At 65.3% G+C, this 26,001-nt stretch carries 22 protein-coding genes; 11 read left to right on the top strand and 11 right to left on the bottom strand.

All coding sequences use genetic code 11. The annotated features are described in order from the left end of the window. Positions 1-6 precede the first annotated feature (6 nt). The 4 genes from ftsH to dacB are packed head-to-tail and all read right to left on the bottom strand — an operon-like array spanning position 7 to position 5,178. Positions 7-2,328, bottom strand: coding sequence for an ATP-dependent zinc metalloprotease FtsH (gene ftsH / locus KR227_RS09510; protein ID WP_218365113.1), 2,322 nt, complete (start codon positions 2,326-2,328; stop codon positions 7-9). A 14-nt stretch (positions 2,329-2,342) separates the two neighbouring features. Further along, positions 2,343-2,927 (bottom strand): hypoxanthine phosphoribosyltransferase, encoded by a 585-nt coding sequence (hpt, locus tag KR227_RS09505; RefSeq protein WP_218365112.1) that lies wholly within the window; start codon positions 2,925-2,927, stop codon positions 2,343-2,345. A 19-nt stretch (positions 2,928-2,946) separates the two neighbouring features. Next, on the bottom strand, positions 2,947-3,888 hold the full coding sequence (gene tilS / locus KR227_RS09500; protein ID WP_218365111.1) for a tRNA lysidine(34) synthetase TilS: 942 nt from the start codon (positions 3,886-3,888) through the stop codon (positions 2,947-2,949). 3 nt (positions 3,889-3,891) lie between these two features. Beyond that, entirely contained in the window at positions 3,892-5,178 is a 1,287-nt protein-coding gene (gene dacB, locus KR227_RS09495) for a D-alanyl-D-alanine carboxypeptidase/D-alanyl-D-alanine-endopeptidase (RefSeq protein ID WP_218365110.1), read from the bottom strand. Between the two features lie 148 nt (positions 5,179-5,326). On the opposite strand from dacB, the gene KR227_RS09490 reads away from it, so the two are divergent. The 3 genes from KR227_RS09490 to KR227_RS09480 all read left to right on the top strand — a co-directional run bounded on the left by KR227_RS09490 (position 5,327) and on the right by KR227_RS09480 (position 10,299). Continuing rightward, a complete protein-coding gene (locus tag KR227_RS09490) occupies positions 5,327-5,803 on the top strand; it encodes an inorganic diphosphatase (protein ID WP_218365109.1) in 477 nt (158 codons plus the stop codon). Positions 5,804-5,950: 147 nt separating this feature from the next. Then, entirely contained in the window at positions 5,951-6,406 is a 456-nt protein-coding gene (locus tag KR227_RS09485; RefSeq protein WP_218365108.1) for a MarR family winged helix-turn-helix transcriptional regulator, read from the top strand. 5 nt (positions 6,407-6,411) lie between these two features. Further along, positions 6,412-10,299: a Pls/PosA family non-ribosomal peptide synthetase gene (locus KR227_RS09480; protein WP_218365107.1), complete on the top strand. Its 3,888-nt coding sequence runs from the start codon at positions 6,412-6,414 to the stop codon at positions 10,297-10,299. 73 nt (positions 10,300-10,372) lie between these two features. Here the strand turns inward: KR227_RS09480 and ppk2 are convergent, their stop codons facing one another. The 3 genes from ppk2 to groL form a co-directional block, all read right to left on the bottom strand. Beyond that, positions 10,373-11,278 carry a polyphosphate kinase 2 gene (gene ppk2, locus KR227_RS09475; RefSeq protein ID WP_151530189.1) on the bottom strand — a complete coding sequence of 302 codons (906 nt, stop codon included), beginning with the start codon at positions 11,276-11,278 and terminating at the stop codon, positions 10,373-10,375. Positions 11,279-11,315: 37 nt separating this feature from the next. Then, positions 11,316-12,110 (bottom strand): DUF2520 domain-containing protein, encoded by a 795-nt coding sequence (locus KR227_RS09470; protein ID WP_218365106.1) that lies wholly within the window; start codon positions 12,108-12,110, stop codon positions 11,316-11,318. Positions 12,111-12,192: 82 nt separating this feature from the next. Beyond that, complete coding sequence (gene groL / locus KR227_RS09465) at positions 12,193-13,839, bottom strand: chaperonin GroEL (protein WP_151549988.1); 1,647 nt, start codon at positions 13,837-13,839, stop codon at positions 12,193-12,195. 232 nt (positions 13,840-14,071) lie between these two features. Between groL and KR227_RS09460 the strand changes: the two genes are divergently transcribed. Further along, positions 14,072-15,427: a dipeptidase gene (locus KR227_RS09460; protein WP_218365105.1), complete on the top strand. Its 1,356-nt coding sequence runs from the start codon at positions 14,072-14,074 to the stop codon at positions 15,425-15,427. A gap of 91 nt (positions 15,428-15,518) precedes the next feature. On the opposite strand, the gene KR227_RS09455 is transcribed toward KR227_RS09460, so the two are convergent. Continuing rightward, a complete protein-coding gene (locus tag KR227_RS09455; protein WP_218365104.1) occupies positions 15,519-15,791 on the bottom strand; it encodes an immunity 51 family protein in 273 nt (90 codons plus the stop codon). A gap of 534 nt (positions 15,792-16,325) precedes the next feature. Between KR227_RS09455 and KR227_RS09450 the strand changes: the two genes are divergently transcribed. From KR227_RS09450 to KR227_RS09420, 7 genes are all read left to right on the top strand, one after another. After that, the gene (locus tag KR227_RS09450; RefSeq protein WP_218365103.1) at positions 16,326-16,895 is read left to right on the top strand and encodes an acetyl-CoA acetyltransferase; all 570 of its coding nucleotides are present in this window, start codon (positions 16,326-16,328) and stop codon (positions 16,893-16,895) included. Positions 16,896-17,531: 636 nt separating this feature from the next. Next, positions 17,532-20,450, top strand: a complete 2,919-nt coding sequence (locus tag KR227_RS09445) for a Na+/H+ antiporter subunit A (protein WP_218365102.1) — start codon at positions 17,532-17,534, stop codon at positions 20,448-20,450. After that, a complete protein-coding gene (locus tag KR227_RS09440) occupies positions 20,440-20,943 on the top strand; it encodes a Na(+)/H(+) antiporter subunit C (RefSeq protein WP_151530180.1) in 504 nt (167 codons plus the stop codon). The genes KR227_RS09445 and KR227_RS09440 overlap by 11 nt, the downstream gene beginning before the upstream one ends. Continuing rightward, positions 20,943-22,577 carry a Na+/H+ antiporter subunit D gene (locus KR227_RS09435; protein WP_218365165.1) on the top strand — a complete coding sequence of 545 codons (1,635 nt, stop codon included), beginning with the start codon at positions 20,943-20,945 and terminating at the stop codon, positions 22,575-22,577. The genes KR227_RS09440 and KR227_RS09435 overlap by 1 nt, the downstream gene beginning before the upstream one ends. Then, positions 22,577-23,131, top strand: a complete 555-nt coding sequence (locus KR227_RS09430; RefSeq protein ID WP_218365101.1) for a Na+/H+ antiporter subunit E — start codon at positions 22,577-22,579, stop codon at positions 23,129-23,131. The genes KR227_RS09435 and KR227_RS09430 overlap by 1 nt, the downstream gene beginning before the upstream one ends. Continuing rightward, entirely contained in the window at positions 23,124-23,402 is a 279-nt protein-coding gene (locus tag KR227_RS09425) for a monovalent cation/H+ antiporter complex subunit F (RefSeq protein ID WP_151530177.1), read from the top strand. Before KR227_RS09430 ends, KR227_RS09425 begins: the two co-directional genes overlap by 8 nt. Then, positions 23,399-23,845: a monovalent cation/H(+) antiporter subunit G gene (locus KR227_RS09420; protein ID WP_218365100.1), complete on the top strand. Its 447-nt coding sequence runs from the start codon at positions 23,399-23,401 to the stop codon at positions 23,843-23,845. The genes KR227_RS09425 and KR227_RS09420 overlap by 4 nt, the downstream gene beginning before the upstream one ends. Here KR227_RS09420 and KR227_RS09415 read toward each other — a convergent pair. The 3 genes from KR227_RS09415 to KR227_RS09405 form a co-directional block, all read right to left on the bottom strand. Then, on the bottom strand, positions 23,842-25,023 hold the full coding sequence (locus KR227_RS09415; RefSeq protein ID WP_218365099.1) for a glutamate--cysteine ligase: 1,182 nt from the start codon (positions 25,021-25,023) through the stop codon (positions 23,842-23,844). The two genes, KR227_RS09420 and KR227_RS09415, sit on opposite strands and share 4 nt — an antisense overlap. A 61-nt stretch (positions 25,024-25,084) precedes the next feature. Further along, positions 25,085-25,729 (bottom strand): LytR C-terminal domain-containing protein, encoded by a 645-nt coding sequence (locus KR227_RS09410; RefSeq protein ID WP_255549276.1) that lies wholly within the window; start codon positions 25,727-25,729, stop codon positions 25,085-25,087. A gap of 52 nt (positions 25,730-25,781) precedes the next feature. Continuing rightward, the gene (locus tag KR227_RS09405) at positions 25,782-25,997 is read right to left on the bottom strand and encodes a DUF3263 domain-containing protein (RefSeq protein ID WP_151549979.1); all 216 of its coding nucleotides are present in this window, start codon (positions 25,995-25,997) and stop codon (positions 25,782-25,784) included. Positions 25,998-26,001: the final 4 nt, after the last annotated feature.

The raw sequence follows: 26,001 nt of genomic DNA, 5'->3' as shown, positions 1-26,001 counted from the left end.
CGCTTCTTACTCCTGCGCCCGGTGGCTGCCGTTATAGTGCTCGTCCTCGTCGGGGCGCTCCCGCTCCGGCAGACGGAAGCCGATAACCTCGGTGTTCTCGCCATAGTTTTCCACGCCCGGGTGCTGTTTCTGCGGGTCCGGCTGCTGCTCTGGCTGCTCCGGCTGCTGTTGCGGCGGTTGCTGCGGCTGCGGTTGCTGCGGCCAGCCCGGCACGGTCCAGCCCTTCGGCGGCGGGGTGCCGTAGTTGGGGGTGGAGCCGGACTTCGGAGTCCACGGGCCCTGTTCGGGGGCGACGGGAGACAGCTCCTGCTGGCGCTTGGCCATCTCCGCTTCACGACGCGCCCTCGCTGCCTTCGATGCCTCGAGCAGAGAGAAGGGACGCGGCGGTTCCTCACCGCGCTCGATGGCCTCCTCCACGGGGGTCTTGACCGGTTCGCGGTCGAGCTGAGCCGGGAAGTCGATGTCCTCGGCAGGGAAGACCTCTTCCACCCCGCGGGGCTCGATATCGGTGAACAAGGCCTCCAGATCGGGGCGGCGCAGGGTTTCCTTCTGCAGCAGCTTATAGGCCAAGGCATCGAGGGTATCGCGGTGCTCGCGCAGGATGCGGTAGCTGGTCTCGTGCGCCTTGCGCAGCAGATAACGCACCTCGTCGTCGATGGTGGCGGCCACCTTCTCGGAGTATTCGATGGAGCCACCGCGGCCCATGCCGGCGAAGGGATCGCCCTGCTCCTCCCCGTATTTCACGAGCCCCAGCTCGGGGGACATGCCGTACTCGGTCACCATGGCCCGGGCGATCTTGGTGGCCTGCTCAATATCGGAGGACGCGCCCGTGGTCGGGGCACCAAAGACGAGTTCCTCGGCGGAGCGTCCACCCATGGCGAAGACGAGCCGGGCGAATAGCTCCTTGCGGTTGTACATGCCCTTATCGTCTTCTTGGGCCGTCATGGCATGACCGCCGGTGCGGCCGCGCGCCAGGATGGTCACCTTGTACACGCGCTCAATATCCTTCAGCGCCCACGCGGAGAGAGTGTGGCCGCCCTCGTGATAGGCGGTGACCTTCTTCTCCTGCTCGGAGATCACCTTGGAGGAGCGTCGCGGGCCGCCGATCACGCGATCGGTAGCCTCCTCGAGCGCATCAGCGGTGATCACGCTGCCGCCCACACGCGCGGTGAGCAGGGCGGCCTCGTTGAGCACATTGGCCAGGTCCGCGCCGGACATGCCGGCGGTGCGCTTGGCCAGCGCCGTGAGATCAGCATCGGGGGCGAAGGGCTTGCCCTTGGCGTGGACCTCGAGAATCTTCTCGCGGCCCTTCAAGTCTGGGTTGGTCACCGGGATCTGGCGGTCGAAGCGCCCCGGACGCAGCAGCGCCGGGTCCAAAATATCGGGGCGGTTGGTGGCGGCCATGAGGATCACGCCCTGGCGGTCGCCGAAGCCGTCCATCTCCACCAGCAGCTGGTTGAGGGTCTGCTCGCGCTCATCGTGGCCGCCGCCCATACCGGCGCCGCGCTGGCGGCCGACGGCGTCGATCTCATCGACGAAGATGATGCAGGGGCTATTCTCCTTGGCCTGCTTGAATAGGTCACGCACGCGCGAGGCGCCCACGCCCACGAACATCTCCACGAAGTCGGAGCCGGAGATGGAGTAGAAAGGCACCCCGGCCTCACCGGCGACGGCGCGGGCCAGCAGGGTTTTACCGGTGCCGGGCGGGCCATAGAGCAGCACGCCGCGGGGAATCTTTGCCCCCAGCTTCTCGTAGATGGTGGGATCCTGCAGGAAGTCCTTGATCTCGTGGAGCTCATCCACGGCCTCATCCGCACCGGCCACATCCTCGAAGGTGTTGGTGGGCATGTCCTTGGTGAGTTCCTTGGCCTTGGAGCCGCCGAAACCGAAGGGGCCCATGCCGCCGCCCTGCATGCGGCTGAAGAAGAACATGATGAGGGCGAAGATGAGCAGCAGCGGCAGCATCATCGTCAGCATCGAGCCGATGAAGGAATCCCGCGTGACCTTGGTGGTGAATTTCTCCGGATCGGCCTGGGTGACGCGGTCGAAGATCTCCGGGGCGGTGCGGGCCGGGTACTGGCTCTGCACCTTCTCTACGCCCTCGGTTTTATCCACGGTGATGGGGTCTTTGAGTTCGATGAGCACCCGCTGTTCGCGGTCATCGATGCGGACCTCTTTGGCGTTCTTGTCGTTCAGCTGGGTGAGCGCCACCGAGGTGTCTACCTCGCGGTAGGAGCGGGTATCGTCCGTGAGCTGCACGATGAGGAACAGCCCCACCAGCACAACAGCCGCGATGAGCCCGATATTGAGGATCTTTTTGTTCTTCATAGAGGCCTTTGAGTCTAGTCCTTATACACGCGTTCTTTGAGCAAGCCGATATACGGCAGATCGCGATAGCGCTCGGCATAGTCGAGGCCATAGCCGACAACGAACGCGTTGATGATGTCAAAGCCGACGTCGAGAAGCTCCACCTTGGCGGACACAGCTTCCGGCTTGCGCAAGAGCGTGACCACCTTGAGGGAGGCGGGCTGGCGGTTGCTGAGGTTCTTCATCAACCACGAGAGGGTGAGACCGGAGTCGATGATGTCCTCCACGATGAGCACGTGCTTGCCGGCGATATCGCGGTCCAGATCCTTGAGGATGCGCACCACGCCGGAGGAGGACACAGAGTTGCCATAGGAGGAGACCGCCATGAACTCCATCTGCGCGGGAATGGAGAGCTCGCGGGAGAAATCGGTGATGAAATACACCGCGCCCTTGAGCACGCACACCAGCACGAGGTCATCCTCAATGTCGGCGTACTCCTTGCTCACCGTGTCGGCGAGCTCGCGGATGCGTGCGTGCAGGGCTTTTTCGTCGATGATCACGTCTTCGATGTCGTCGTGATACTTGCCCGCGGGAACGGCGATGTCCTTGGCAGATTCCATGATGGTTCCTAGCTGCTAATTAGGGGGATTCGTCCATGACGAGTGTGCCACTTTTTCGGCGCACGACCAATCGTAGCCCCTCCGATGTTTTCCCCACCGCTACCCCACCTTGGCCATGCCAATCCACCAAGAGTGCATCGACGGCGTCAATGATCGCCGCTGACACGGCCGCGTCGTGCTGGCGTAAGAACGCAATAATGGCCCGCACCCGCAGCGGCCGCGGCTCGGCGGCCAGCGCCACGCTCACCCCCTCGGCGTCGATCTCGGGCACCTGGGCGGAAAGAAAGTCCGCATCCTCGCGCACGGTGGCGGCGGCCCGGGCGAGGGCAGGTGCCACATCCGCGCCGCTGATCTCGGACAACAGCGGCAGCACCGCAGAGCGGATCGCTACTCGACGCAGCCCCGTATCCGCATTCTGCGGATCCTGCCACGGCTCTAAGCCCAGCTCGGCGCAGGCGCCCTCGGTATCGGCGCGGCGCAGACCGAGAAAGGGCCTGTGTACGTGGCGATCCCGCGCCGCCATGCCTGTCACCCGGCCGCGCAGCGCAGACAGCAGCAGCGTCTCGGCCTGGTCGTCGAGGGTGTGGGCCACCCACAGCGGCCAAGAATCGGCGTACTGCTGCAGGGCGGCATAGCGGGCCCGCCGGGCCGCCGCCTCCATCCCGCCGGCGCGAGCATCCACCGTCACGGGCACCAACACGGCACTCGCGCCCATGCGGCGGGCGGTGGCTGCGGCGCGTTCGGCCACCTCGCGGGAGCCGGGCTGCAGCTGATGGTCCACGCAGATCGCCCGCACCTGCACGCCCTCGGCCACGGCGGCCGCCACCAGGGCAAGGGAGTCCGGCCCGCCCGAGAGACCAATCGCCGCCACGGGGGTGGTGAAGGCGCGGACATGGCGTCGACAAGCAAGAAAGTGCGGGCTGCGCCGCGGCAGCGGAATCTCGCCGATGTGGGTGGGCATGGGCTAGAAGGAACGAATCGAGGAGGCAATCTCATCCATCGCGGCGCGTGCCGGCAGGATGGAGGCGTCATTGCAGATGAACGCGAAAGCATAGCTATGGCCATTCTCGGCGGGAATCAGCCCCGCGAGCGCCGCGGTATCGGTGAGCGTGCCCGTCTTGGCACGCACCCAGCCCTCGCCGGCGCTACCGCCGAAACGGGAACTGAGACTTCCCTCGCCGCCGGCCACCGGCAAGGTATCCAGCAGCGGCCGCAGCACGGGGTCGCTGGCCACGGCGCTGAGCACGCGGGCGAAGGCGGCCGTGGAGATGGCGTTCTGCTGGGACAGGCCGGAATTGTCCACCATGTCCATGCCGCTGGTGTCGATCCCGTGCTCCGCCAGCACCGCCAGGGTGGCGTCGCGGGAGCCATCCTGGGTAGCGGGATAGCCGGTGTGCACCGCCACCTCCCGGCCAAAGGCTTCGGCCATCACATTGTCCGAATGCACCATCATGGTGTGCAGGCGCACCGGCAGCGGCTCGGAGTTCACGCTCGCCAGGGTCGGGCCGGTGGCCTCCGCGGTGCCCACAAACTCCACGCCCAGCTTCTCCGCCAGGGCGTGGGCCACATCCTCCGCCGGGGTGGTGGAGCGCGGCACATCGCCAGAGTCGGCACCCATACGGGCGCCATTGAGCATCATCGGCTGCATGGGCGCGATATAGCCGCCGCCAATATCACTCTTATTCCACTTCGAGCTGAACTCCTCCTCCGGCCACACGGAGGTGTCCATGGCCACGGCCTCCACCGGAACCCCGGAGAGCTGCGCGGCGAGCTGGTCGAGCATGGCGTCATTGAGCATCACATCGCCCGCGGCCTTGAGCACCACGGTGCCCTCGCCGGCGTCGTGGACGGTGGTGGTGAGCCGATCGTCCTCGCCCAGCGCGATGAGCGCGGCCGCGGCGGTGAGCAGCTTGGTGGCGGAGGCCGGGCGCATCTGCTCATCCGGGTTGAGCGACCACACCTGCTCGCCCGTGGTGGTGTCGGTGAGCACCCCGGCGAAAGAACCCAGGCGCGAATCGCTGGCCAGCTCGGCCACCTGGGCGCCCAGCTGCTCATTATCTACCTCGGCGCTCGGCTCGGCGGGGCTGAAGCTACCGGTCACGGCGTGCGCGCTCACCACCTCGGGGTGGCTGAGACCACGCTCGGTCACATAGGCATCGATACCCACCCCAGCGATGGAGCCGACCGCGGCACCGGCCACAACGATAGAGGTGACCCACCACGCCTTTGAACTCTTCGCCTTCGCAGACATCTCTTCCCTTTAACTCCTATGCGCACTCTTATCCGCCGCACGTACCCGAGCGATTATAGGCCACGCTACGATAGGAGCAGACCCTCCCAGAGGGCGCAGTATGAACAACCCGAACGTTTCCCAGCCGAAAGGGGCTGCAGCTCACACCATGTCTGTTGAAGTAACCATCGAGATTCCCAAGGGCTCCCGCAATAAGTACGAGGTGGACCACGAGTCCGGCAAGGTGTACCTGGACCGCTACCTGTTCACCCCGATGGCCTACCCCTTGGACTATGGGTTCATTGACCACACCCTGGGCGAGGATGGCGACCCCATGGACGCGCTGGTAATCCTGCCCGAGCCCGTCTTCCCCGGCGTGATCGTGGAAGCCCGCCCCGTCGGCGTATTCAAGATGACCGATGAGGCCGGCGGCGATGACAAGCTGCTCTGCGTGATCGACGATGTCCGCTGGGACGATATCCAGGACATCGAGGATGTGCCGCAGTCCCTGCGCGATGAGATCGAGCACTTCTTCGTGCACTACAAGGATCTCGAGCCCAATAAGGAAGTTCAGGGCTCCGGCTGGGGCACCAAGGCCGAGGCCAAGAAGATCCTGCAGGACTCCGTGGAGCGCTACGGCAAGTAGAGCATTCTTGTATGACAGATGTGATCTGTCTAGGATCAGGTATGAGGAGTCGGTTCCTCCCTTCGAAGTGGAGATCGAAGGGGGTGGGCCGGCTCCTTTTTGCTGCTATGCGCTCTTTTTTAGGTTCGGTTGGCTACACTTGTGGCTATGGCCATACATCCTGATCTCCCCCAGATGTTGCTTGAATCCCCCTCCTTTCAATTAGAACGGCTCCGCAGGCGCACCCGCGACGAGGTCGAGGCGGCGCTGCAGGAAGAAAACACCAACCTGCGGGAGTACTGGGTATTGTGCTGTCTCGCCACGGCGAGCGCCTCCAGCCAATCCAAGCTCTGCGACATCCTCTCCATGGACGCCTCCGATATGGTGCGGCTCATTGACGCCCTCGAGGAAAAGAAGTGGGTGAAGCGCGAGCGCGATAAACAGGATCGCCGCCGCCAGATCGTCACCACCACCAAGAAGGGCACCAAGGCCCGCGATCACCTCGCCGAGATCATGACTGCAGCCGAGGATCGCGCCTTGGACGAATCCACGAATAAGCAGCTCAAGCACCTCCGCAAGCTGGCCAAGGCCATCATGGCCGCCGAGGCCTCCGACGAGGACTAATCGGCGTGCTGCTGCCCCAATATAGTGCCCGTGTGCGCGCCCCCGAGGCGCGCACACTTATTGATATCCTCAGCGCCACCGCCGCCGCCCATCCGCACGCCGCCGCTATCGACGACGGCACCGTGCTCACCTATGCCGAGCTCATGACCGAGGTGCGCGCCACCGCCGAGCAGCTACAGGCTCTCGGTATTGGCCGCGGCGCCAGGGTGGGCATCCAGATGGCGTCGGGAAGCGCCCAGCTCTATGTGGCCATTCTGGGCACGCTGCTGGCCGGCGCGGCCTATGTGCCGGTGGATGCCGATGATCCCGCCGAGCGCGCCGCGCTGGTCTTTGGCGAGGCGCATATCGATGCGCTTATCGACGCCGCGGGCCTGCGACTCGTCGCGCCGCTGCCCCAGGCCTATCCGCCCGGCCCGCCCAGCGTGGACGATGATGCCTGGATTATTTTTACCTCCGGCTCCACCGGCACCCCGAAGGGGGTGGCCGTGACGCATCGCAGCGCCGCCGCCTTCGTGGACGCCGAGGCGCGCTGGTTCCTCGTGGACTCCCCGGGCGGCCCGCTCGGCCCCGAGGATCGCGTGCTTGCCGGGCTCTCGGTGGCCTTCGACGCCTCCTGCGAGGAAATGTGGCTGGCCTTCGGGCACGGCGCCTGCCTCGTGCCGGCCCCGCGCTCGCTGGTGCGTTCCGGAATGGACCTCGGGCCGTGGCTGATTCGCCGGGGTATCACCGTAGTCTCCACCGTGCCCACCCTCGCTGGGCTGTGGCCGGATGAGGCTTTAGATAATGTGCGTCTGCTCATCGTCGGCGGCGAGGCCTGCTCCCAGGAGCTCATCGAGCGGCTCGCCACCCCGCAGCGCGAAATGTGGAATACCTATGGCCCCACCGAAGCGACGGTGGTGGCCTGCGGCACCCAGCTCCAGCCCGGCCGGCCCGTGAGTATCGGGCTGCCGCTGGATGGCTGGGATCTGGCGGTGGTCGATAGCGCGGGCGAGCCGGTGGCTGTCGGCGAGGTGGGTGAGCTCATCATCGGCGGTGTGGGGCTGGCCCGGTATCTCGACCCAGACAAGGACGCCGAAAAATACGCGCCGCTGCCCGCCCTCGGCTGGGAGCGGGCCTATGCCTCCGGCGATCACGTGCGCCTGGAAGAAGACGGCCTCTATTTCGTGGGCCGCATAGACGATCAGGTGAAAATCGGCGGCCGCCGCATCGAACTCGGCGAAGTGGATGCGGGGCTATCCAGCGTGGAGAATGTGCGTTCCTCCACGGTGGTGGTGCAAAAAACCGGTGGCGGCGATTCCGTGCTGGTGGGCTATGTCTCCCTCGACGACCCGGCCGCCGGATTCGATATGGCGCGGGCGCAGCAACGCCTCGCCGAGCTCATGCCCGCCGCGCTGGTGCCCAGAATGCATGTGATGGAGGAGCTGCCCGTCACCACCGCCGGCAAGGTAGACAAGCGCGCCCTGCCCTGGCCGCTGCCGAGCGCCACCGTGCATAGCGAGGGCATGAGCGAGACCGAGCGCTGGCTCGCCACCGTGTGGGTGGACGTGCTCGGGGTGGCCGTGGACGGCCCACAGGCGGACTTCTTCTCCCTCGGCGGCACCTCGCTTGCCGCCGCCACCCTGGTGGGTCGGATCCGTGAACGCATCCCCACCATGTCCGTGCGGGATCTCTATGACCGGCCGCGCCTCGGGGCGCTCGCCGATTATCTCGACAGCCTCGGCACCCCGGTGCCGGAGGACACCAGCTCCCGGCGAGCCTGCGCCCCGGTGTCTCGCCGCAGCCGCCTAGCCCAGGAGCTCATTCAGATTCCGGTGATGGCGCTGCGGGCCGCCCAGTGGGTGAGCTGGCTCTTCATTATCAATACTCTTCTCTCCCTCCCGAACGGGACGCCGCTGGTGGACTGGGCGGTGCCGGTGCCCTGGCAGCTATCGCTGTTGTGCGCGCTGGTCTTTCTCACCCCGCTGGGGCGGCTGCCGCTCGCGGCCGGCATCATTCGGCTGCTCACCCGCGGCATCACGGCCGGGGACTATCCGCGCGGCGGGAGTGTGCACCTGCGCATCTGGGCGGCGGAACGGGTAGCGGATGTCTGTGGCGCGCGGTCGATCTCCTCGGCGGCGTTCACGGTGAGCTTCGCCCGCATGCTGGGCGCCCGCGTGGGCAAGGGCGTGAACCTGCACACCCCTGCCCCCGTGACTGGGCTGCTGCGCCTCGGCGATTTTTGCTGTGTGGAGCCGGAGGTGGAGCTCTCCGGCTATTGGCTCGATGGCGATACCCTGCACGTGGGTCCGGTGCGTATCGACGCCTATGCCCGGGTGGGTGCCCGTTCGGTGCTGCTGCCGGGCAGCCGCATCGCCGAAGGCGCCCAGGTGGAGCCGGGATCGTGCGTGACTGGGGATAAGAAGGTGAAGAAGTGGTCCCGCTGGGCGGGCTCTCCGGCTCGTAAGGTGGGCAAGCCGAAGGATGACTTCCCGAATTCGCCACCGCCGCGCAATGCCCGCTGGGTGCCGGTGTACTATCTCACCTCCCTGCTGCTGGGGCTCGTGCCCATCCTGGCCTTGGCCGCTGGCGCGACCGTGGTGGCAGCCGCCACCCAGCTCGCGTCTGGCTCTATCTCCACGGTGCTGGTGGCCCTCGCCACCGCCCCGCTGGGCGCCCTGGTGGCCTTCTGTGCCCTGACCGTGGAGATCTGGGTGCTGGTGCGCGCCCTCCAGCTCGGCTTAACCCCCGGGGTGGTGCCGGTGCGCTCGGTGGGCGGCTGGCGGGCGTGGACCATCCACCGGCTCATGGACGATGCCCGGCACTATCTCTTCCCGCTCTATGCCGCGCAGCTCACCCCGGTGTGGCTGCGCAGCCTGGGAGCCCGCATCGGCGCCGATGCCGAGGTATCCACCGCCGTGATGATCCCCGCCCTCACCGAGGTGCGCGATGGCGCCTTCCTCGCCGATGACACCTCCATCGCCAGCTATGAACTCGGCCGCGGCTGGCTGTATGTGGATCGCTGCAAGGTGGGCAAGAGGAGCTTCCTTGGCAACTCCAGTGTGACCGGGCCGGGCCGGAAGCTGAGCAAGAACTCGCTGGTGGCGGTGCTGTCCTCCACGCCGAAGAAGCCGAAGGCGGGATCCAATTGGTGGGGCTCCCCACCCGAGCGCATGCGCCGCGTCGAGGCCTGCGCCGGCGAGGGCACGACCGTGACCTATGATCCGCCCACCTCGCTCAAAGCGCGCCGCGGTGTCGTGGAAACCCTGCGGCTCTTAGCGCCGATGACCTCGGCGACACTCGCGGTGGCGGTGGCGGCGGCGCTGCAGGCCCTGCTGCTCGCGCTGGGCCCGGGCGCTGCGGTGGTGCTCGTTCTCTGCGGCGGGCTGCTGCTCATGGCCGCCGGGGCGGTGGCCATGGCGGTGACCGCGGCGATGAAGTGGCTGTGCGTGCGCGCCATCCGCGCCGAGGATCATCCCCTGTGGAGCCGCTTTGTGTGGCTCAACGAGCTGCAAGACGCCTTCGTGGAAACAGTGGCGGCGCCGTGGATTCTCACCCACGCTCTCGGCACGGGAACGCTCTCGCTGTGCCTGCGCAGCCTCGGGGCGGATATTGGCCGCGGCGCGTGGATAGAGTCCTATTGGTTCCCCGAGGCGGATCTCTGCCATGTGGGGGCCGGGGCCACTGTGGGCCCGGGCACCGTGGTGCAGACCCACCTCTTCCAGGACCGGGTGATGAGCCTCGATACCGTCAGCATTGGCGACGGGGCTACCTTGGGGGCGCACTCCGTGGCGCTGCCCGCCAGCACCATTGGCGAAGGCACCACCGTGGGCCCGGCCTCACTGGTGATGCGCGGCGATCAGGTGCCGCCCCATTCCCGCTGGCAGGGCAATCCGATCGAACCGCAGACCCGCTGAGCCGGCCCGCGAGAAGCACTCGAGAAACACCACAGGCGCCACCGATAGGTGGCGCCTGGTGTCGTAATAAGGGTTAGTCCCCGATCTGGTCGCGGCCGCGACGCACGATCAGCGGATCGGGCTCGCCCACCAGCTCGTGATCCTTGCCGGTGTATTCGAACTTGCTCAGCACATAGCGCATGGCGTTGATGCGGGCGCGCTTTTTGTCATTGGACTTAATGGTGATCCACGGCGACTCATCGGTGTCCGTGTAGCGGAATTGCTCCTCCTTGGCGCGGGTGTAATCATCCCACTTATCCAAGGATGCGAGGTCCATCGGCGAGAGCTTCCATTGGCGCACGGGATCGACCTGGCGAATCGCGAAGCGGGTGCGCTGCTCCTTCTGCGTCACGGAGAACCACAGCTTGGTCAGGGAAATACCGGAGCCCATGATCATGTTCTCCAGCATGGGCACCTCGCGGAGGAACTCGGCGTGCTGCGCCTCGGTGCAGAAGCCCATGACGCGCTCCACGCCGGAGCGGTTGTACCAGGAGCGGTCGAAAAACACGATCTCGCCGGCGCACGGGAAGTGCTCGATATAGCGCTGGAAATACCAGGAGGTGGACTCGCGCGGCGAGGGCTTCTCTAAGGCCACAGTGCGGGCACCGCGGGGGTTGAGGTGCTCATTAAAACGCTTAATCGTGCCGCCCTTACCGGCGGCGTCGCGGCCTTCGAAAAGAATGATGTGCGCCTGGCCGGTGTCCTTGGTCCAGTTCTGCCACTTCAAGAGCTCGATCTGGAGGGCGCGCTTGACGTGCTCGTACTCATCGCGGCTCATCCGGTCGTCATAGGGATAGTTCTCAAACCACGTATCCACCGGGCTGCCATCGGGCTTAACGAGTACCGGATCATCCTCATCCGAGTCATCAACGTAATAACCCTCGGTTGCCGCAAGGTCGATGACGGGCAGCTCTTCATCCTTCTTTTTCTTGTCAGCCATACTAATCAGTCTAGTCCCGAGATCGCGGCTGCGTTGGTCAAAAGCGGAAATCCTTTTCTTGGCTTGTCGACGCCGCCTCGAGCACCTCCCACACCGCTGCCGGAGCGCTCTGTGCCGCGAGCGACCGGGCTACGGCCACATAGCTGTCACGGGCTGGACCAGCGCCGATGGCAGCCAACTGGCGCTCTACGGTGGCGGCATCCGCCGGGGCGGCTGGGGTGAACTCTCCGCTGAGCGCGAGGCTCATGCTCTGTTGCGCAAGCGGCTCGCTGAGTAGCTGCGCGCCCCGCATCGAGGGGGCATCCATACACTGCTCGAGCAGCTCGGCGGTCTGGGCGGCGATCGCCGCCGCATGGTGGGAGCCGTGGGCTATGGCGGCGGCGTAGAGATCCCGCTGCTGCTCGGCGATGGCGATGGCATGGCCGTTCATCTCGGTGATGAGCAATTCCGCGACGGTGGCGGCGAGCTCATCGCGCGTAGTCACACCCCAGCCGCAGCCATCGAGGCGCGCCGCATCGGCGGCGATCATGGCGGGATGGGCGGCGATGGTGAGCGCCCCGCGCTCGGCCAGCGGCTGCAGCACCCCTACCCCGTGGCTAGCGGCGGTGTGCAGCACGATCTGGCGTGGCTGCACGTGTGGCAGGAGCTCGGCCACCGCCGCCTCCAGGTCGCTATCGCCAAGGTCGAGCACCAGTAGCTGGGCGTTCTCCGCCGCCGTGGCGGGTGCGGCCGTGTAATCGACGCGGTGGCCGACGGCGGCGAGCTTCTCCCCGATGGCTGTGCCCACTGCTCCCGCGGACACGATGGATACCCTCATGCGTGGTGCGTTCATGATTGCCGATGCTAGCGCACAGCACACAAGCCCCAGACCCGTGCGGGATCTGAGGCTTGTTAGTGCGTGTGAGCGGTGATGCTTACATCATGCCGCCCATGCCACCCATGGCGTCGGCGTCCGGCATGCCGGAGCCAGCGGGCTGCGGCTTGTCGGCCACGACGGCCTCGGTGGTGAGGAACAGAGCCGCGATGGAGGCAGCGTTCTGCAGCGCAGAGCGGGTGACCTTCACCGGGTCATTGATGCCGGCCTCCATGAGGTTCTGGTACTCGCCGGTAGCGGCGTTCAGGCCCTCGCCGACGGGCAGGTTGGAGACCTTATCGGCCACCACGCCCGGCTCCAGGCCAGCGTTCTCGGCGATCTGCTTCAGCGGAGCGGAGAGTGCGGCGCGCACGATCTTCACGCCGATAGCCTCGTCACCGCTGAGGTCCAGGTCGGAGTCCAGCACGTGGGCGGCCTGCAGCAGGGCCACGCCACCGCCGGCAACGATGCCCTCTTCCACGGCAGCCTTGGCGTTGCGCACGGCATCCTCGATGCGGTGCTTGCGCTCCTTCAGCTCCACCTCGGTGGCGGCGCCGACCTTGATCACTGCCACGCCACCGGCCAGCTTGGCCAGGCGCTCCTGCAGCTTCTCGCGGTCGTACTCGGAATCAGAGTTCTCGATCTCGGCGCGGATCTGGTTGACGCGACCCTCGATCTGCTCGGCGGAACCGGCACCCTCAACGATGGTGGTCTCGTCCTTGGTCACCACAACCTTGCGGGCGGTACCCAGCAGCGGGATGTCGGCGGTCTCGAGGGAGAGGCCGACCTCCTCGGAGATGACCTGGCCGCCGGTGAGGATAGCCATATCCTGCAGCATGGCCTTGCGGCGATCGCCGAAGCCCGGGGCCTTCACAGCGACGGACTTGAAGGTGCCGCGGATCTTGTTCACCACGAGGGTGGACAGGGCTTCGCCCTCGACATCCTCGGAGATGATGAGCAGCGGCTTGCCGGACTGCATGACCTTCTCCAGCAGCGGCAGCAGATCCTTGATATTGGAGATCTTGCCGGAGACCAGCAGGATGTAGGGATCCTCGAGGACGGCTTCCTGACGCTCCATGTCGGTAGCGAAGTAGCCGGAGATGTAGCCCTTATCAAAGCGCATACCCTCGGTGACGTCGAGATCCACACCGAAGGTGTTGGACTCCTCGACGGTGATGACGGATTCCTTGTTCAGCTTGCCGCCGCCGACGGCGTACATAGCCTCGGCGATCTTGGCGCCAATAGCGGGATCCGCAGCGGAGATGCCGGCGGTCGCGGCGATCTGCTCCTGGGTTTCGACTTCCTTCGCACCCTCGAGCAGCTTCTCGGTCACGGCCTTCACGGCGCTCTCAATACCGCGCTTGATGCCCATGGGGTTGGAACCAGCGGCGACGTTGCGCAGACCCTCGGAGACGAGAGCCTGGGCCAGCACGGTAGCGGTGGTGGTACCGTCACCGGCGACATCGTCAGTCTTCTTCGCAACTTCCTTGACCAGCTCGGCGCCGATCTTCTCATAAGGCTCTTCGAGCTCGATCTCGCGCGCGATGGACACGCCGTCATTGGTGATGGTCGGCGCACCCCAGCTCTTCTCCAGAACCACGTTGCGGCCCTTGGGGCCGAGGGTCACCTTCACGGCGTCAGCCAAGGTGTTCAGGCCCTTTTCCAGGCCACGGCGTGCTTCCTCATCAAAAGCGATGATCTTTGCCATGTTGTTTTAGTGCTCCTTATATACAAGTTAAGGGACGACACTCAAGCGTCGATATCGGCGGGCGCCCGCGACGGCTGCAGTTGGTGAGTGTTGGTGATGCCAACTTCACCCGCGTTTATCGTTGTTTCTTTTGTTCTAGGCTGGCACTCGAAATGTCCAAGTGCTAAGACCTGTTCTAGCACTCTACCCTACTGAGTGCAAGAACACCGGAGTGCCGCGTACGCTGGTCACCATGACTACTCCGACTGCGGCGCGAGCAAGCGTCGAGAAGCAAAAAAGCCGTATTTTTTCCGATCTCTCCGAGCTCTGCTCCTTTAACTCTGTGCACAGCGTGGAGGAGCTCAAGGAGGAGCACACCGCCGCCGGCGACTGGGTGCTGGCCGCCCTGCGCGAGCACGGGCTGGACGTGACCGCCTATGACACCATCGACGGCACCCGCACCTTCATCGGCACCAAGGTGATCGATGATTCCGCGCCCACGGTGCTGCTCTATTCCCATTATGATGTGGTGCCCGCCGGCGACCCGAGCGCCTGGACCTCGGATGCGTTCACCCTCACCGAGCGCGATGGCCGCTGGTACGCCCGCGGCGCCGCGGACTGTAAGGGCAATCTGGTGATGCACCTCGCCGTGCTGCGCACCCTCTCAGAGATCGGCGGACTGTCCTGCAATATCAAGGTGGTTATTGAAGGATCCGAGGAGCGCGGTGGCGCCGGCCTTGATGCGCTTATCGACGAACGCCCCGAGCTTTTCGCCGCCGATGCCATTCTCATCGCGGACTCGGGTAACGCCGGCGTGGGCGTGCCCACCCTCACCACCTCGCTGCGCGGCGGGGCACTGCTGAACGTGAAGGTCGATACCCTCGCCACGGCCGTGCACTCCGGCTCCTTCGGCGGCGCCGCACCGGATGCGGTGGCCGCTCTCATGCGCATGCTGGACTCGCTCCGCGATGAGCATGGCCGCACCGTGATCGAGGGCGTGGACTGCACCGCGAAGTGGCAGGGCATGGACTATGACCGCGAGACCTTCCGCAGCGACGCCGGCATGCTTGAGGGCACCCAGATCATGGGCACCGAGGAGGATAGCCCCGCAGATATGCTGTGGGCGCGTCCCGCCGTAAGCATCATCGGCTTCACCTCCACCCCGGTGAGCGAGGCCGTCAATGCCGTGCCCGCTACCGCCGAGGCGCAGCTGAACCTGCGTGTGCCGGCCGGACTGGACTCCGCGGAGGTTACCGAGGCACTGAAGCAGCACCTGATCAACCACACCCCCTGGGGCGCGCACGTGGACGTGACCGTCTTCGACGTGAATTCACCCTTCTCCACCGCCCCGGAAAGCACCACGCTCAGCGTGCTTGGCGAGGCCCTCTCTGCAGCCTATGAGGGCAAGGAGACCGTGGTGATTGGCTCCGGCGGATCGATTCCGCTGACCTCGAAGCTGCAGGAGAAGTTCCCCGAGGCCGAGATCGCCCTCTTCGGCGTGGAGGAGCCCTCCTGCACCATCCACTCCCCCAATGAGTCGGTCGATCCGGAAGAGATCCTCTCCATCGCCGTGGCCGAAACGCTCTTCCTGCAGAACTACGCAAAGTAAGGACGCCTGTTCACATATACGCCCTCCCAGCCAGCTAGGAGGGCGTATATTGCTGTCGCAGGCTTTTCCATAAAGGCATGGCTTCGTCTCCTCATGCCCACCCTGGGAGCAGCGTCAGTTCACCGCACGACGCCGATGAGTGCCGGCGCGCTCGCTGTTGCTTCAACGGCTCCAAGACGTCCTTACTGCCGATGACGCTGAACATGCCGGCCTCGCTATCACAGCTCAACTCCTCGGGGGCTTGGCCGTTCGATATAAGAAGGAAAGAGGCAAGGCCTTCAATGAAGTATCCATGGGGCTCATAGCCCGCCTTGGATACCACCTCTTCTACCTCTTCACTGATGGCGTCAGTATCGGTGGCCATGGGGGTTCCTCCTTAGGAGGTACTGCCATGAATAATCATGTGGGACTTACAGGCCGCACGCTAGGGCGGTGAAGCCGTAGCAGGGCTGGCTCGCCCTCTCCTGCGGCTATAGACACGCATTCCCAGCGACGTCGTTGAGAGCCGCACCCAACGACTGATGCACCTCACCCCACTTGCCATCCCACCCTGTGGGTACCCCCATCCCATTCTACGTCTGACTAACATTTGCCACCGGCATGTGACACGGCTTACTATGCCCCACATGATCACCCGTCAAGCACACAGCCTTCGCGCCCTAGCCGCGAACGCACGCGCACCCCGTGAGAGCGTGGCCCTTCGAGCCGCCGGACTCAAGGGCGTACGAGTACTGAAGGCTACGTACCTTGGCGGAGGAGCGCACAGCGAGGACTGAAACCTCCGCACAAGGAAGTAGTCGTTAAGACCCCCCAGAACCGCCTCATCGCAGGCGATGAAATTTTCAGTGCTTCACACCGTTGTTTTTCGCTCCGTTGTAAAGGAATGTGATCCGGCATCATGCCCACCACCACCTACGCTCCCCAGTCTCAGCGCTCCACCATCATCGAGTACCACCGCCGTCCTACCCCGGCGAGCACGCACACTCCGATCCCCGCCGAGCGCACCACCTCCCGCACTTTTGCCGAGGACCCCTTCCGCGCCCGCTTCGGCCACCGCCTGCCGCGCGGCCTGCGCGAGGAGGCTCGCGGCATGGAATGGCGCACCTTCGCCGCCACCTACGCCCCGCTAGGCGATATGCGCATCACTCACCTGGAGCGTGAGAACCTGCGCGGCGGCCGCTACCGCTACACCGCCCACATCACCGACACCAGCTCCGGTGCCCGCATCGACTCCACCCGTGAGATCATCGCCACCGGCGCCTGCTCTGCTGTCACCAACCTGCTGGCCGATATGGGCCGCCGCGTCGAAATCCTCAGCTACCACCAGTTCGAGATCTTCGAAGCCACCGTCACCTTCATCTACACCTGCGAGAACAACAAGCGGGCATGGGCCATGGGGTTCGGCCCGACCTCGGAGGCTTCCGTTGCCGCAGCACTGAGCACAGCTGCTGCTCGCCTGCACGGCTAAAAGCATTCGGCACGCGGTTCCTCTTGTTTGAGGGTGTGTTGATCTTGTTCTGCGAAGCCACACGTGCGCTCCGCAGGAGATCGAACTTGCCGCCGATTACTTTCTCACTGTCCAGAGGCACGGCACTGTCACAATCCTCCCCGGGAGCCGAGGGTGTCACATGGGTTGATTGGCGGCTTCCCTCTTGCGGCCCTCGAAGGCTTCCTGCCGCGTCTCTACTCCACACCACCATTGCCATCTATTCCGGAGGTGGTAGTGCCCAAGCTAGTACTGGCTGCTCAGTGTCGGTGGACATCAATCCAGGCGTGACGCCCCACCAAGATTGAGCAGGAATTGCAACCATGTGTCGAACCCGGACCTGGTGACAGTATCCATATAGATACTTCTAGGGCGCGTAGTGCCGGGGTATCTGATGAAGCTTTGGACGTGGCAGAAGCACTCAACGAGCTCTACTGGGAGAGAGACATAGGCTATCGGAGCTGGTTCGATCCATCCACGTGGCCGTGGATCTTCATTTCCGCGGCGGTGGGGTGTGCGGCATAGCTGCGAAATACCGCGCTCGCGTGGGGCGTGGTGGTGTCCGAGGCCTCGTTTAGAATGAGACACGTTGCTTCCTCTACTAGATGAGGTGGATGTGTGCTTCTTCTGCTCCTCTGCTTAATTGCCGCGTCGCTACTCACGCCCGCGCTCCTGCGGGTGCTGGGGCGGCCGGCCTTTGGCGTGGTCGCACTGGTTCCCGCCGCCGGGTTCTGGTGGGTGCTCACCACCTTCTTCACCACCCCGGAACCCACCACCCGCACCGCGGAGATTCCGTGGATGAGCGGCGCGCACCTGGACCTCGATTTCCGCCTCGATAGCCTCTCCGCGCTCTTTGCGCTCATCATCTTGGGCGTCGGCGCCCTCGTGCTGCTCTATTGCTGGGGCTATTTCAACGCCAACCCGCGCCGGCTCGCCACCTTCGGCGGCTGCATGGTGGCCTTTTGTATGGCCATGTACGGGCTGGTGATCTCCGACAACCTGCTGCTCATGTACGTGTTCTGGGAGATCACCTCCGTGCTGTCCTTCCTTTTGGTGGGCTACTACGGCGAGCGCGCCTCCTCCCGCCGCTCCGCCGGGCAGGCGCTGATGGTCACCTCCCTCGGCGGGCTGGCGATGCTGGTGGGCATCGTGGTCTTCGGCACCCGCTCCGGGCAATGGACGCTCTCTGGGTTGGTCAGCCACGGTATCGGCCCGGATGCGCCGTGGATGGGCGCGGCCGTGGCCCTCGTTCTCGCCGGGGCGCTCAGTAAATCCGCCATCGCCCCCGCCCACTTCTGGCTGCCCGGCGCGATGGCCGCCCCCACCCCGGTTTCGGCCTATCTGCACTCGGCGGCGATGGTGAAGGCCGGCATCTACCTGGTGGCGCGGCTCTCGCCCACGCTCAATGGCATTACCGCCTGGCATCTGATTGTGCTGCCGCTCGGCATTTTCACCATGCTGCTCGGCGGCTGGATGGCGCTGCGGCAAAAGGATCTGAAACTGATTCTGGCCTATGGCACCGTCTCCCAGCTGGGCTTCATCATCACCGTGATGGGCGTGGGCGCGAAAGCCGCGCTCATCGCCGGCCTGGCGCTGATGCTGGCGCACTCGATGTTCAAGGCCACCCTGTTTATGGTGGTGGGCGCCATCGACCACTGCACCGGCACCCGCAATAAGAATAAGCTCTCCGGGCTGGGCCGGAAGAAGCCCGGGCTGGCGCTGATCGCCGCCCTCGCCGGGGCCTCCATGGCTGGGCTCCCGCCCTTCTTCGGCTTCGTGGCCAAAGAGGCGGTATTTGAGACCCTGCTGCACGAGCCACTCTTGGTGGGGCTACCCGGCCAAGCCACCCTGCTGGGCCTGGTGGTGGGCTCGGTGCTCACCGTGGCCTATACCCTGTACTTCTTCCACGCCGCCTTCTTTCGCAAACGCCCCGATCATCCCAGCGGCGGCGGCATCTCGCCGGCGGTGGCCACCATGGATACGCTGAGCTTCACCCAATGGGCCCCGCCCCTGGTGCTGGCGTTGGCGGGACTGTTTTTCGGGCTGCGCCCCGAGCTGCTGGATCAGGCGATCAGCATTCACGCGGGGACCGTCTACGATGACGCCGAGATGCGCGCCGTCGCCCCCTCCGGCGAGCTGGCGCTATGGCATGGCTTCGGCATCCCGCTGCTGCTCACCGCGGTGATTATCGCCGCCGGTGCGATCATGCACTGGCAGCGCAAAACCCTCGAGCGATTCCACTTCGACAAGCCCGCGCTGGGCTCGGCGGATGCCGCCTATGATTCCACCCTGGATACGCTGCGGCGGCTGTCGCTGCGCATCACCGCGAATACGCAGCGCGGCTCGCTGCCCATCAACGAGGCCGTGATTCTTTTGACCTTCTGCGTGCTGCCCATGGTGGCGATCCTGCTCGGCGAGCGCACCAATGTGCGCATGACGCTCTGGGACAACCCGGTGCAGGGAGTGCTGGCGCTGATCATCATTGTGGTGGCCATCGCCACCACCCGGATGGATAACCGCCTCTCCGCGGTGGTGCTGCTGGGGGTGACCGGCTATGGGCTGGCGCTGATCTTCGCCACCTATGGCGCCCCAGACCTCGCGCTCACCCAGCTGCTGGTAGAAACCGTCTCCATGGTGGTGTTCATGCTGGTGCTGCGGAAGCTGCCGGCGGAAACCTCGGCCCGCACCCGCACCGGGTATCTGCGCGGCCGGGCGTGGCTGGCCGCCGCGGTGGGCATGACCACCGTGGTCTTGGGGGTCTTCGCCATGAACGCCCGCAGCGTGGCCCCGATTTCCGAGGCGATCCCCGCCCTAGCCAAGGACATCGCCCACGGGGCGAACGCGGTGAACGTGCTGCTGGTGGATATTCGCGCCTGGGATACTCTGGGCGAGATCTCCGTGATCGTGATTGTGGCTACCGGCGTGGCCTCGCTGGTCTATCGCACCCGCAGCTTTTCCCGCGTCTCGCGGCGGCCGGTGCTCCACGAGAGTACCTTCGGCGGGCAGTGGCTCTCCGCCCCCGGCGCGCATGAGCGCGAACGCAACCGCGCCCTGGTAGTGGAGGCGGCGACCCGGCTGAGTTTCCCGGCGATGATTGTGCTCAGCGTGTTCTTTTTCTTCGCCGGGCACAATGCCCCGGGCGGCGGTTTCGCCGGCGGGCTGGTGGCGGGGCTGGCCTTTGCCTTGCGCTACCTGGCCGGCGGCCCAGAGGAGCTGGAGCAGACCATGCCGGTGGATCCGGGCAAGATCATCGGTAGTGGCTTGGGGTTGGCGTCGATAAGCGCCGTGGCCCCGCTGCTGCTCGGCGACGCCCCGCTGCGCAGCTATGTGCTGGATCTGCATGTGCCGCTGATCGGCGAGATGCACCTGGTGAGCCCGCTGATCTTTGATCTCGGGGTGTATCTCATCGTGGTGGGGCTGGTGCTCTACATTCTGCAATCGCTGGGCGGGCAGCTGGATCGTGATGAGCGCAGCCGCCGCCGCAAGGCCGTGAAGAAGGAGACCGCTAGGAAGGAGATGGCACGCCATGGTAGTTAATCTCTCACTCGTCCTCGCCGCCGGGGTGTTGGTGGCGGCGGGCACCTTCCTGCTACTCGAGCGCGCCATGACCAAAATGCTCATGGGCCTGATTCTCATGGGCAATGGCGTGAATCTGCTGATTTTGCTCGCCGGCGGCCCCGCGGGAGCGCCGCCGATTATGGGCCGCAGCTCGGCGCTTGACGACGCCGACTCCGACCCGCTCGCCCAAGGGATGATCCTCACCGCCATCGTGATTTCCATGGCGATGACCGCCTTCATCCTCGGCCTCGCCTACCGGCAGTATCGCTATGGCACCGCCGACCTGGTGGAGGATGACACCGAGGACACCGCCGTGGCCACTCGGCCGCTGGCCGCCTCGGCCGCGCCGGACCACGACGCCTCCGATGATCCGCTCACCGGCGAGCCGACGGAGCGCGGCGATCTCTTCGGTCCCTCCAGCTTCGAGGCGCCGGTGCACGGCCAAGGCAAAAAAGAAGGAGACGAGCAGTGATAGATACCCTCGCGCCGCTGTTTCCTTATCTGATCCCCGGCCCGATTTTGCTGCCGGTGATCGCCACCGCGCTCATCCACCTGCTCTCCAGCCGGCGGGTGCAGCACGTGGTGGCCATGGGCACCTTCATTCTGCTGCTGGCGCTGTGCACCCTCATGGTGGTCTACGTGGACCAGGCCGGGGTGCAGAGCCTGCAAGTCGGCGGCTGGGATGCGCCCATCGGTATCACCCTCGTGGCCGATCGCATCTCCACGCTGATGCTCACCGTCTCCTCGCTGGTGCTGCTGGCGGTGATGTGGTTTGCCATCGCCCAGGGCATGCGCGATGGCTCGGAGAAGGACCCGGTGAGCGTGTTCCTACCCGCCTATCTGCTGTTGAGCATGGGCGTGAATATCGCCTTCCTCGCCGGGGATCTCTTCAATCTCTATGTGGGCTTCGAGGTGCTGCTCGTGGCCTCCTATGTGCTGCTCACCCTCGGCGCGGCGCGGGAGCGTATCCGCGCCGGTATCGCCTATGTGATGGTGAATATGCTCTCCTCGGTGATCTTCCTCATCGGCATCGCCCTCACCTATGCCGCCGTGGGCACGTTGAACCTAGCGCATATCTCCATCCGCATGGAGGAGGTGCCCTCTGGGGTGCGCACCGCCATTTTCGCGGTGCTGCTCGTGGCCTTCGGGGTCAAAGCCGCCGTCTTTCCCCTCTACTCCTGGCTGCCGGACTCCTACCCCACCGCCCCGGCCCTGGTGACCGCGGTGTTCGCGGGGCTGCTGACCAAGGTGGGCGTGTACTCCATTATTCGGATGCGCTCCGTGGTGTTTCCCGATGGCAGCCTCGATACCGTGCTGATGTGGGCGGCGCTATTAACCATGATCTTCGGCATCCTCGGCGCGATGGCCCAAAACGACATCAAGCGTTTGCTCTCCTTCACCCTGGTCAGCCACATCGGCTTCATGATCTTCGGCATCGCCCTCGGCACCGCGGAGGGCTTGAGCGGGGCGATCTTCTACGCCGTGCACCACATTTTGGTGCAAACCGCCCTGTTTTTGGTGGTGGGGCTGATCGAGCGCCAGGCGGGCTCCTCCTCGCTGCGGCGGCTCGGCTCGCTGGCCTGGACCTCGCCGGTGCTCGCCACGCTCTTTCTCATCCCCGCCCTCAACCTGGGTGGCATCCCGCCTTTCTCCGGATTCTTGGGCAAAGTGCTACTCATCGAGGCCGGCGCCACCCGCTCCGGGGCGCTGGTGTGGCTGCTCATCGGCGGCACAGTGCTCACCAGCTTGCTCACGCTCTACACCATGGCCGTGGTGTGGTCCAAGGCCTTCTGGCGGGATCGTTCCGATGCCCCCGAGGGCAACCAGGCTTTTGCTCGCCCCACCACGCTGATCGAAAGCACCGACACCATCGAGATCACCGAGCGCTCCGACGTGGGCCGGATGCCCAGCGGCATGGTGGCCTCCACCTCCCTGCTGGTGGCCGCCTCTCTGGCCATCACGGTGCTCGCCGGGCCGCTGTCCGAGGTGACCACCCGCGCCGCGGAGTCCACCCAGGATCTGGCGAACTATCGCAGCGCCGTGCTCGGCCATGACAGCGGCAACGATGAGCCGGGCCGCCAGCCCGCACTTCGAGGAGACCAGTGATGATCGAAGGATTCAAACGCCGCTTCCGGCCGCTCTCCGTAGTGCTGCTGGCCATCATCTGGGTGATGCTCTATGGCGAGATCACCCCCGGCAATATTCTCGCCGGCCTCGGCATCGGCGTGGCGGTGACGGTGCTGCTGCCGCTACCGAGCGTGCCCATGACGTGGTCCCGCATCGCCTGGTGGCAGCTCCTCCGGCTGGCCGGGGCCTTCGTGGGGGATCTGGTGGTCTCCTCCGCCCGGGTGGCGTGGATCGCGCTGCGCCCCGGGCAGCCGCCGCGCTCCGCCATCGTCTATGTGCCCATGCGCGTCCAAGACGAGTTCGTTTTTGCCCTCGCCGCCACCGTCTTAAACCTCACCCCGGGTGGCTCGGTCTGTGATCTCGATGTGGCCAATCGCCGCATGGTCTACCACGTGCTCGATGGCCGCTCCCCCGCCGCCATCGCCGCCGCCAAAGAAAGCGTGCGCGACCTAGAGAAGCGGCTGATCGCCATCTTCGAAAGCGATATGCAGAAAAACGGGACACACAAAGAGAAGGTGAGCCCTCGTGGATAATGATCTCTACACTGCCCTGCTCATCATCCCCTCGATCATGCTCTCGGTCTCGGCGCTGATCGCGCTGGGGCGGATCCTCGTGGGGCCGAACTCTCTGGACCGGCTGCTCAGCTTCGATGCGATCGTGGCCATGTCCCAGGCGGCCCTGGCGCTGTATATCTGCTACACCCTCGATACCACCGTGTCGAACGCCATGATGGTGCTGGCGCTGCTCGGCTTCATCTCCACCGTGGCCGTCACCCGATTCCGGAAGCGAGACGCCCGCCGATGACCTCCGCTTTGTTGATCGCCTCCTTTGTCTGCCTCACCTTCGGCGCCCTGCTCTCGCTCTCGGCGAGCCTCGGGCTTGCCCGCTTCCGCGACACCATGCAGCGGCTACACGCCATCACTAAACCCCAAACCCTCGGGCTGATCTTGGTGATGCTCGGGGCGATTCTGCGGGTGATCGCTATTGAAGATTTCGGCTCCGCAGAGCGCGGCGATATCACCGCCATGGTGCTGGTGATCCTCTTCGCCCTGCTCACCGCGCCGGTGGTGGCGCAGCGCTTCGGCAGGATCGCCAGGCAGGAAAAGCTTTACGACGCCGAGCTGCTGACCAGCGACGAGCCCGCCGAGAAACAGCGCAAGGAGCGGGAGAAGGAACAGCAGCGGCAGAAGGAAGAGCAGCGCCGCCGCAAAGAGCAGCGGGGGCGCGCGGAGCAGCCAGAAGGCTAGGGGCGACCGCGGTAGAGCTCCTCGATGCTGAGGTCCACCACGTCCTTCCAATCGCCGCTGGCCTCAAAGACGGCCCGCTGCCGGGCATAGGCTGCCGGGCGATCCACCATGCATTCAAGCTCGGTGAACTCCTCGGCACAGCCCAGCTCCTCAGCCAGCGGGCGGAGGGTGGTGATAATTCCGCGCAGCGAGTCGCGCACCCATTCCTCTTCGGTATTGCGGCCGGTGATCACTAGCGCATCCATGCCATAGCGGGCTGCCCGCCACTTATTTTCCGCGTTGTGCCAGAGCGGCAGCTGCGGCAGCTCCGCGCCCGCATCGAGCTGGCGATCGAAGTAGACCACCAGGGTGTGCGTGAGCGCCACGATAGCGGCGAGCTCGGTGATCGTGGAGGGGGCATCGCAGGCGCGCACCTCGATGGTGCCCCACTTGCCGGCGGGGCGGATATCGAGATGCATCGAGCCGGTGTGGCTAATCACCCCAGAGGTATCTTGATCCTCCATGTACTCCGACCACTGCTCCCAGGTGTCAAAGACGAAGGGCAGCCCCGCGGTGGGCAGCTGCTGATAGAGCATCGTGCGATTGGAGGCATAGCCGGTGTCGAGCCCATTCCAGCCCGGGGAGGAGGCCGAGAGGGCCAGAAGGTGCGGGAAGGTGGTCATGAGCGCATTAATCAGCGGCCAGACCTTGTCCTCGTGTTCCACGGAGACGTGCACGTGCAGGCCCCAGATGAGCATCTGCCGCCCCCAGTACTGGGTGCGCTCGATGATCTCCGAATAGGGCCCCTTCTCCGAGACGGGCTGTTCCCGCCAGTCCGCGAAGGGGTGGGAGCCGGCCGACCAGAGCTTTACGCCCAGGTGCTCGGCGGCCTCCTGCAAGGCGGCCAGCCCGTAGCGCAGCTCCTCGACTACCTCGGGCACGGTGGAACCCACCCCGGTAATCAGCTCCACGGTATTGGCCAAAAACTCCCGCTCCACGTGCACCTCTGGATAGTGCTCGTGGATATAATCCACCACCTCATGGGCGCGGGGCACCAGATCGCGGGTCACGGGATCAATCAGGCCGATCTCCCATTCCACCCCGAGAGTATGGGGGCCGCCGCGTTTAAAGCTCTGGTGGTGGGAGACAGAACGGCGCTTCTCACCGGCAGACAGCGAGGTTGACGAAGACTGAGTCATGGTGAAGTACTACTCGATTCCAGCAGGCGGGCGCGCCCACAGGGTGAAAAGATCGCCGACTTTAAGGAGTGCGGAGGTCCTTGGTGAGAATGAGGACGACGCCCTGCGGGGCGGTGGCGACAGCCTCCGAGCGCGGCTGGGCCTGCACGCCCAGCTCCTCGGCGAGGGCGCGGGCGGCGCGCTCCTCATCGGCATTACCGGGGGTGAAGAACACAGTGGTTTCCGGCAGCGGGGTATCGGCGAAGTTGCCCACCTCGCGCACATTCCAGCCCGTATCGCGCAGCTTGGTGGCCACGCTATCGGCCAGGCCGGTGATGGTGGAGTTATTCAGGGTGGTCACCGGCACGGTCTTCGGATCCACCGCAGTACCCTGATCTGCCGGGCGGGCTGGCTTCTCGCCCTCGGGGCGAGCGGGCGGGGCCTGCTCGGCGCCCTCGGGACGCTCGGCGGCGCTGCTCGGCGCGGGGGATGGCGCGGCGGAGCTAGAGGAGCCGGGATCGGCCACCACGGTGTCATTGGGATCATCGGAATCGATGAGGGTGAATACTCCCCATAGCGCCAGCAGCACTGCCACGCTGATGAGGATCATCGCTAGGCCGCGGATGGGCGCCTCGGAACCGCGCGAAGCACCGGCGGCAGCGGGGGCGGCGGCACGCTCGTCGAGCACGGAATCGTGCTCGGTGGACTCGTGGGGGGAGTAGTTCATCTCAGACACGCCTGCCATCTTAACGTGAACTATTGGTGGAGCTGAAAGTGTTTTAAGATCGCCGCTCCCGCAGCCGCCGCAGACGGGCGATGAGCAGCGGCTCGCGCTCGGCTGCGAGCGGCAGATCGATCAGTTCATTCAGGCGCTGGTAATAGCGCACCGGGGTGGTGCCGAGCGAGCGAATGGCCTCCTCCTTCCGCCCGGACTGCACGAAGCGCTTCTTTTCCAGCTCCAGGATCGCTTTGTCGTGCTCACTCAACTGACTCATGGGT

Source organism: Corynebacterium sp. TAE3-ERU30 (assembly GCF_019209925.1).
Taxonomy (GTDB): Bacteria; Actinomycetota; Actinomycetes; order Mycobacteriales; family Mycobacteriaceae; genus Corynebacterium; species Corynebacterium megadyptis.
The sequence above is the reverse complement of the archived record's forward strand: the minus strand, read 5'-3'. Positions and strand labels throughout refer to the sequence as shown.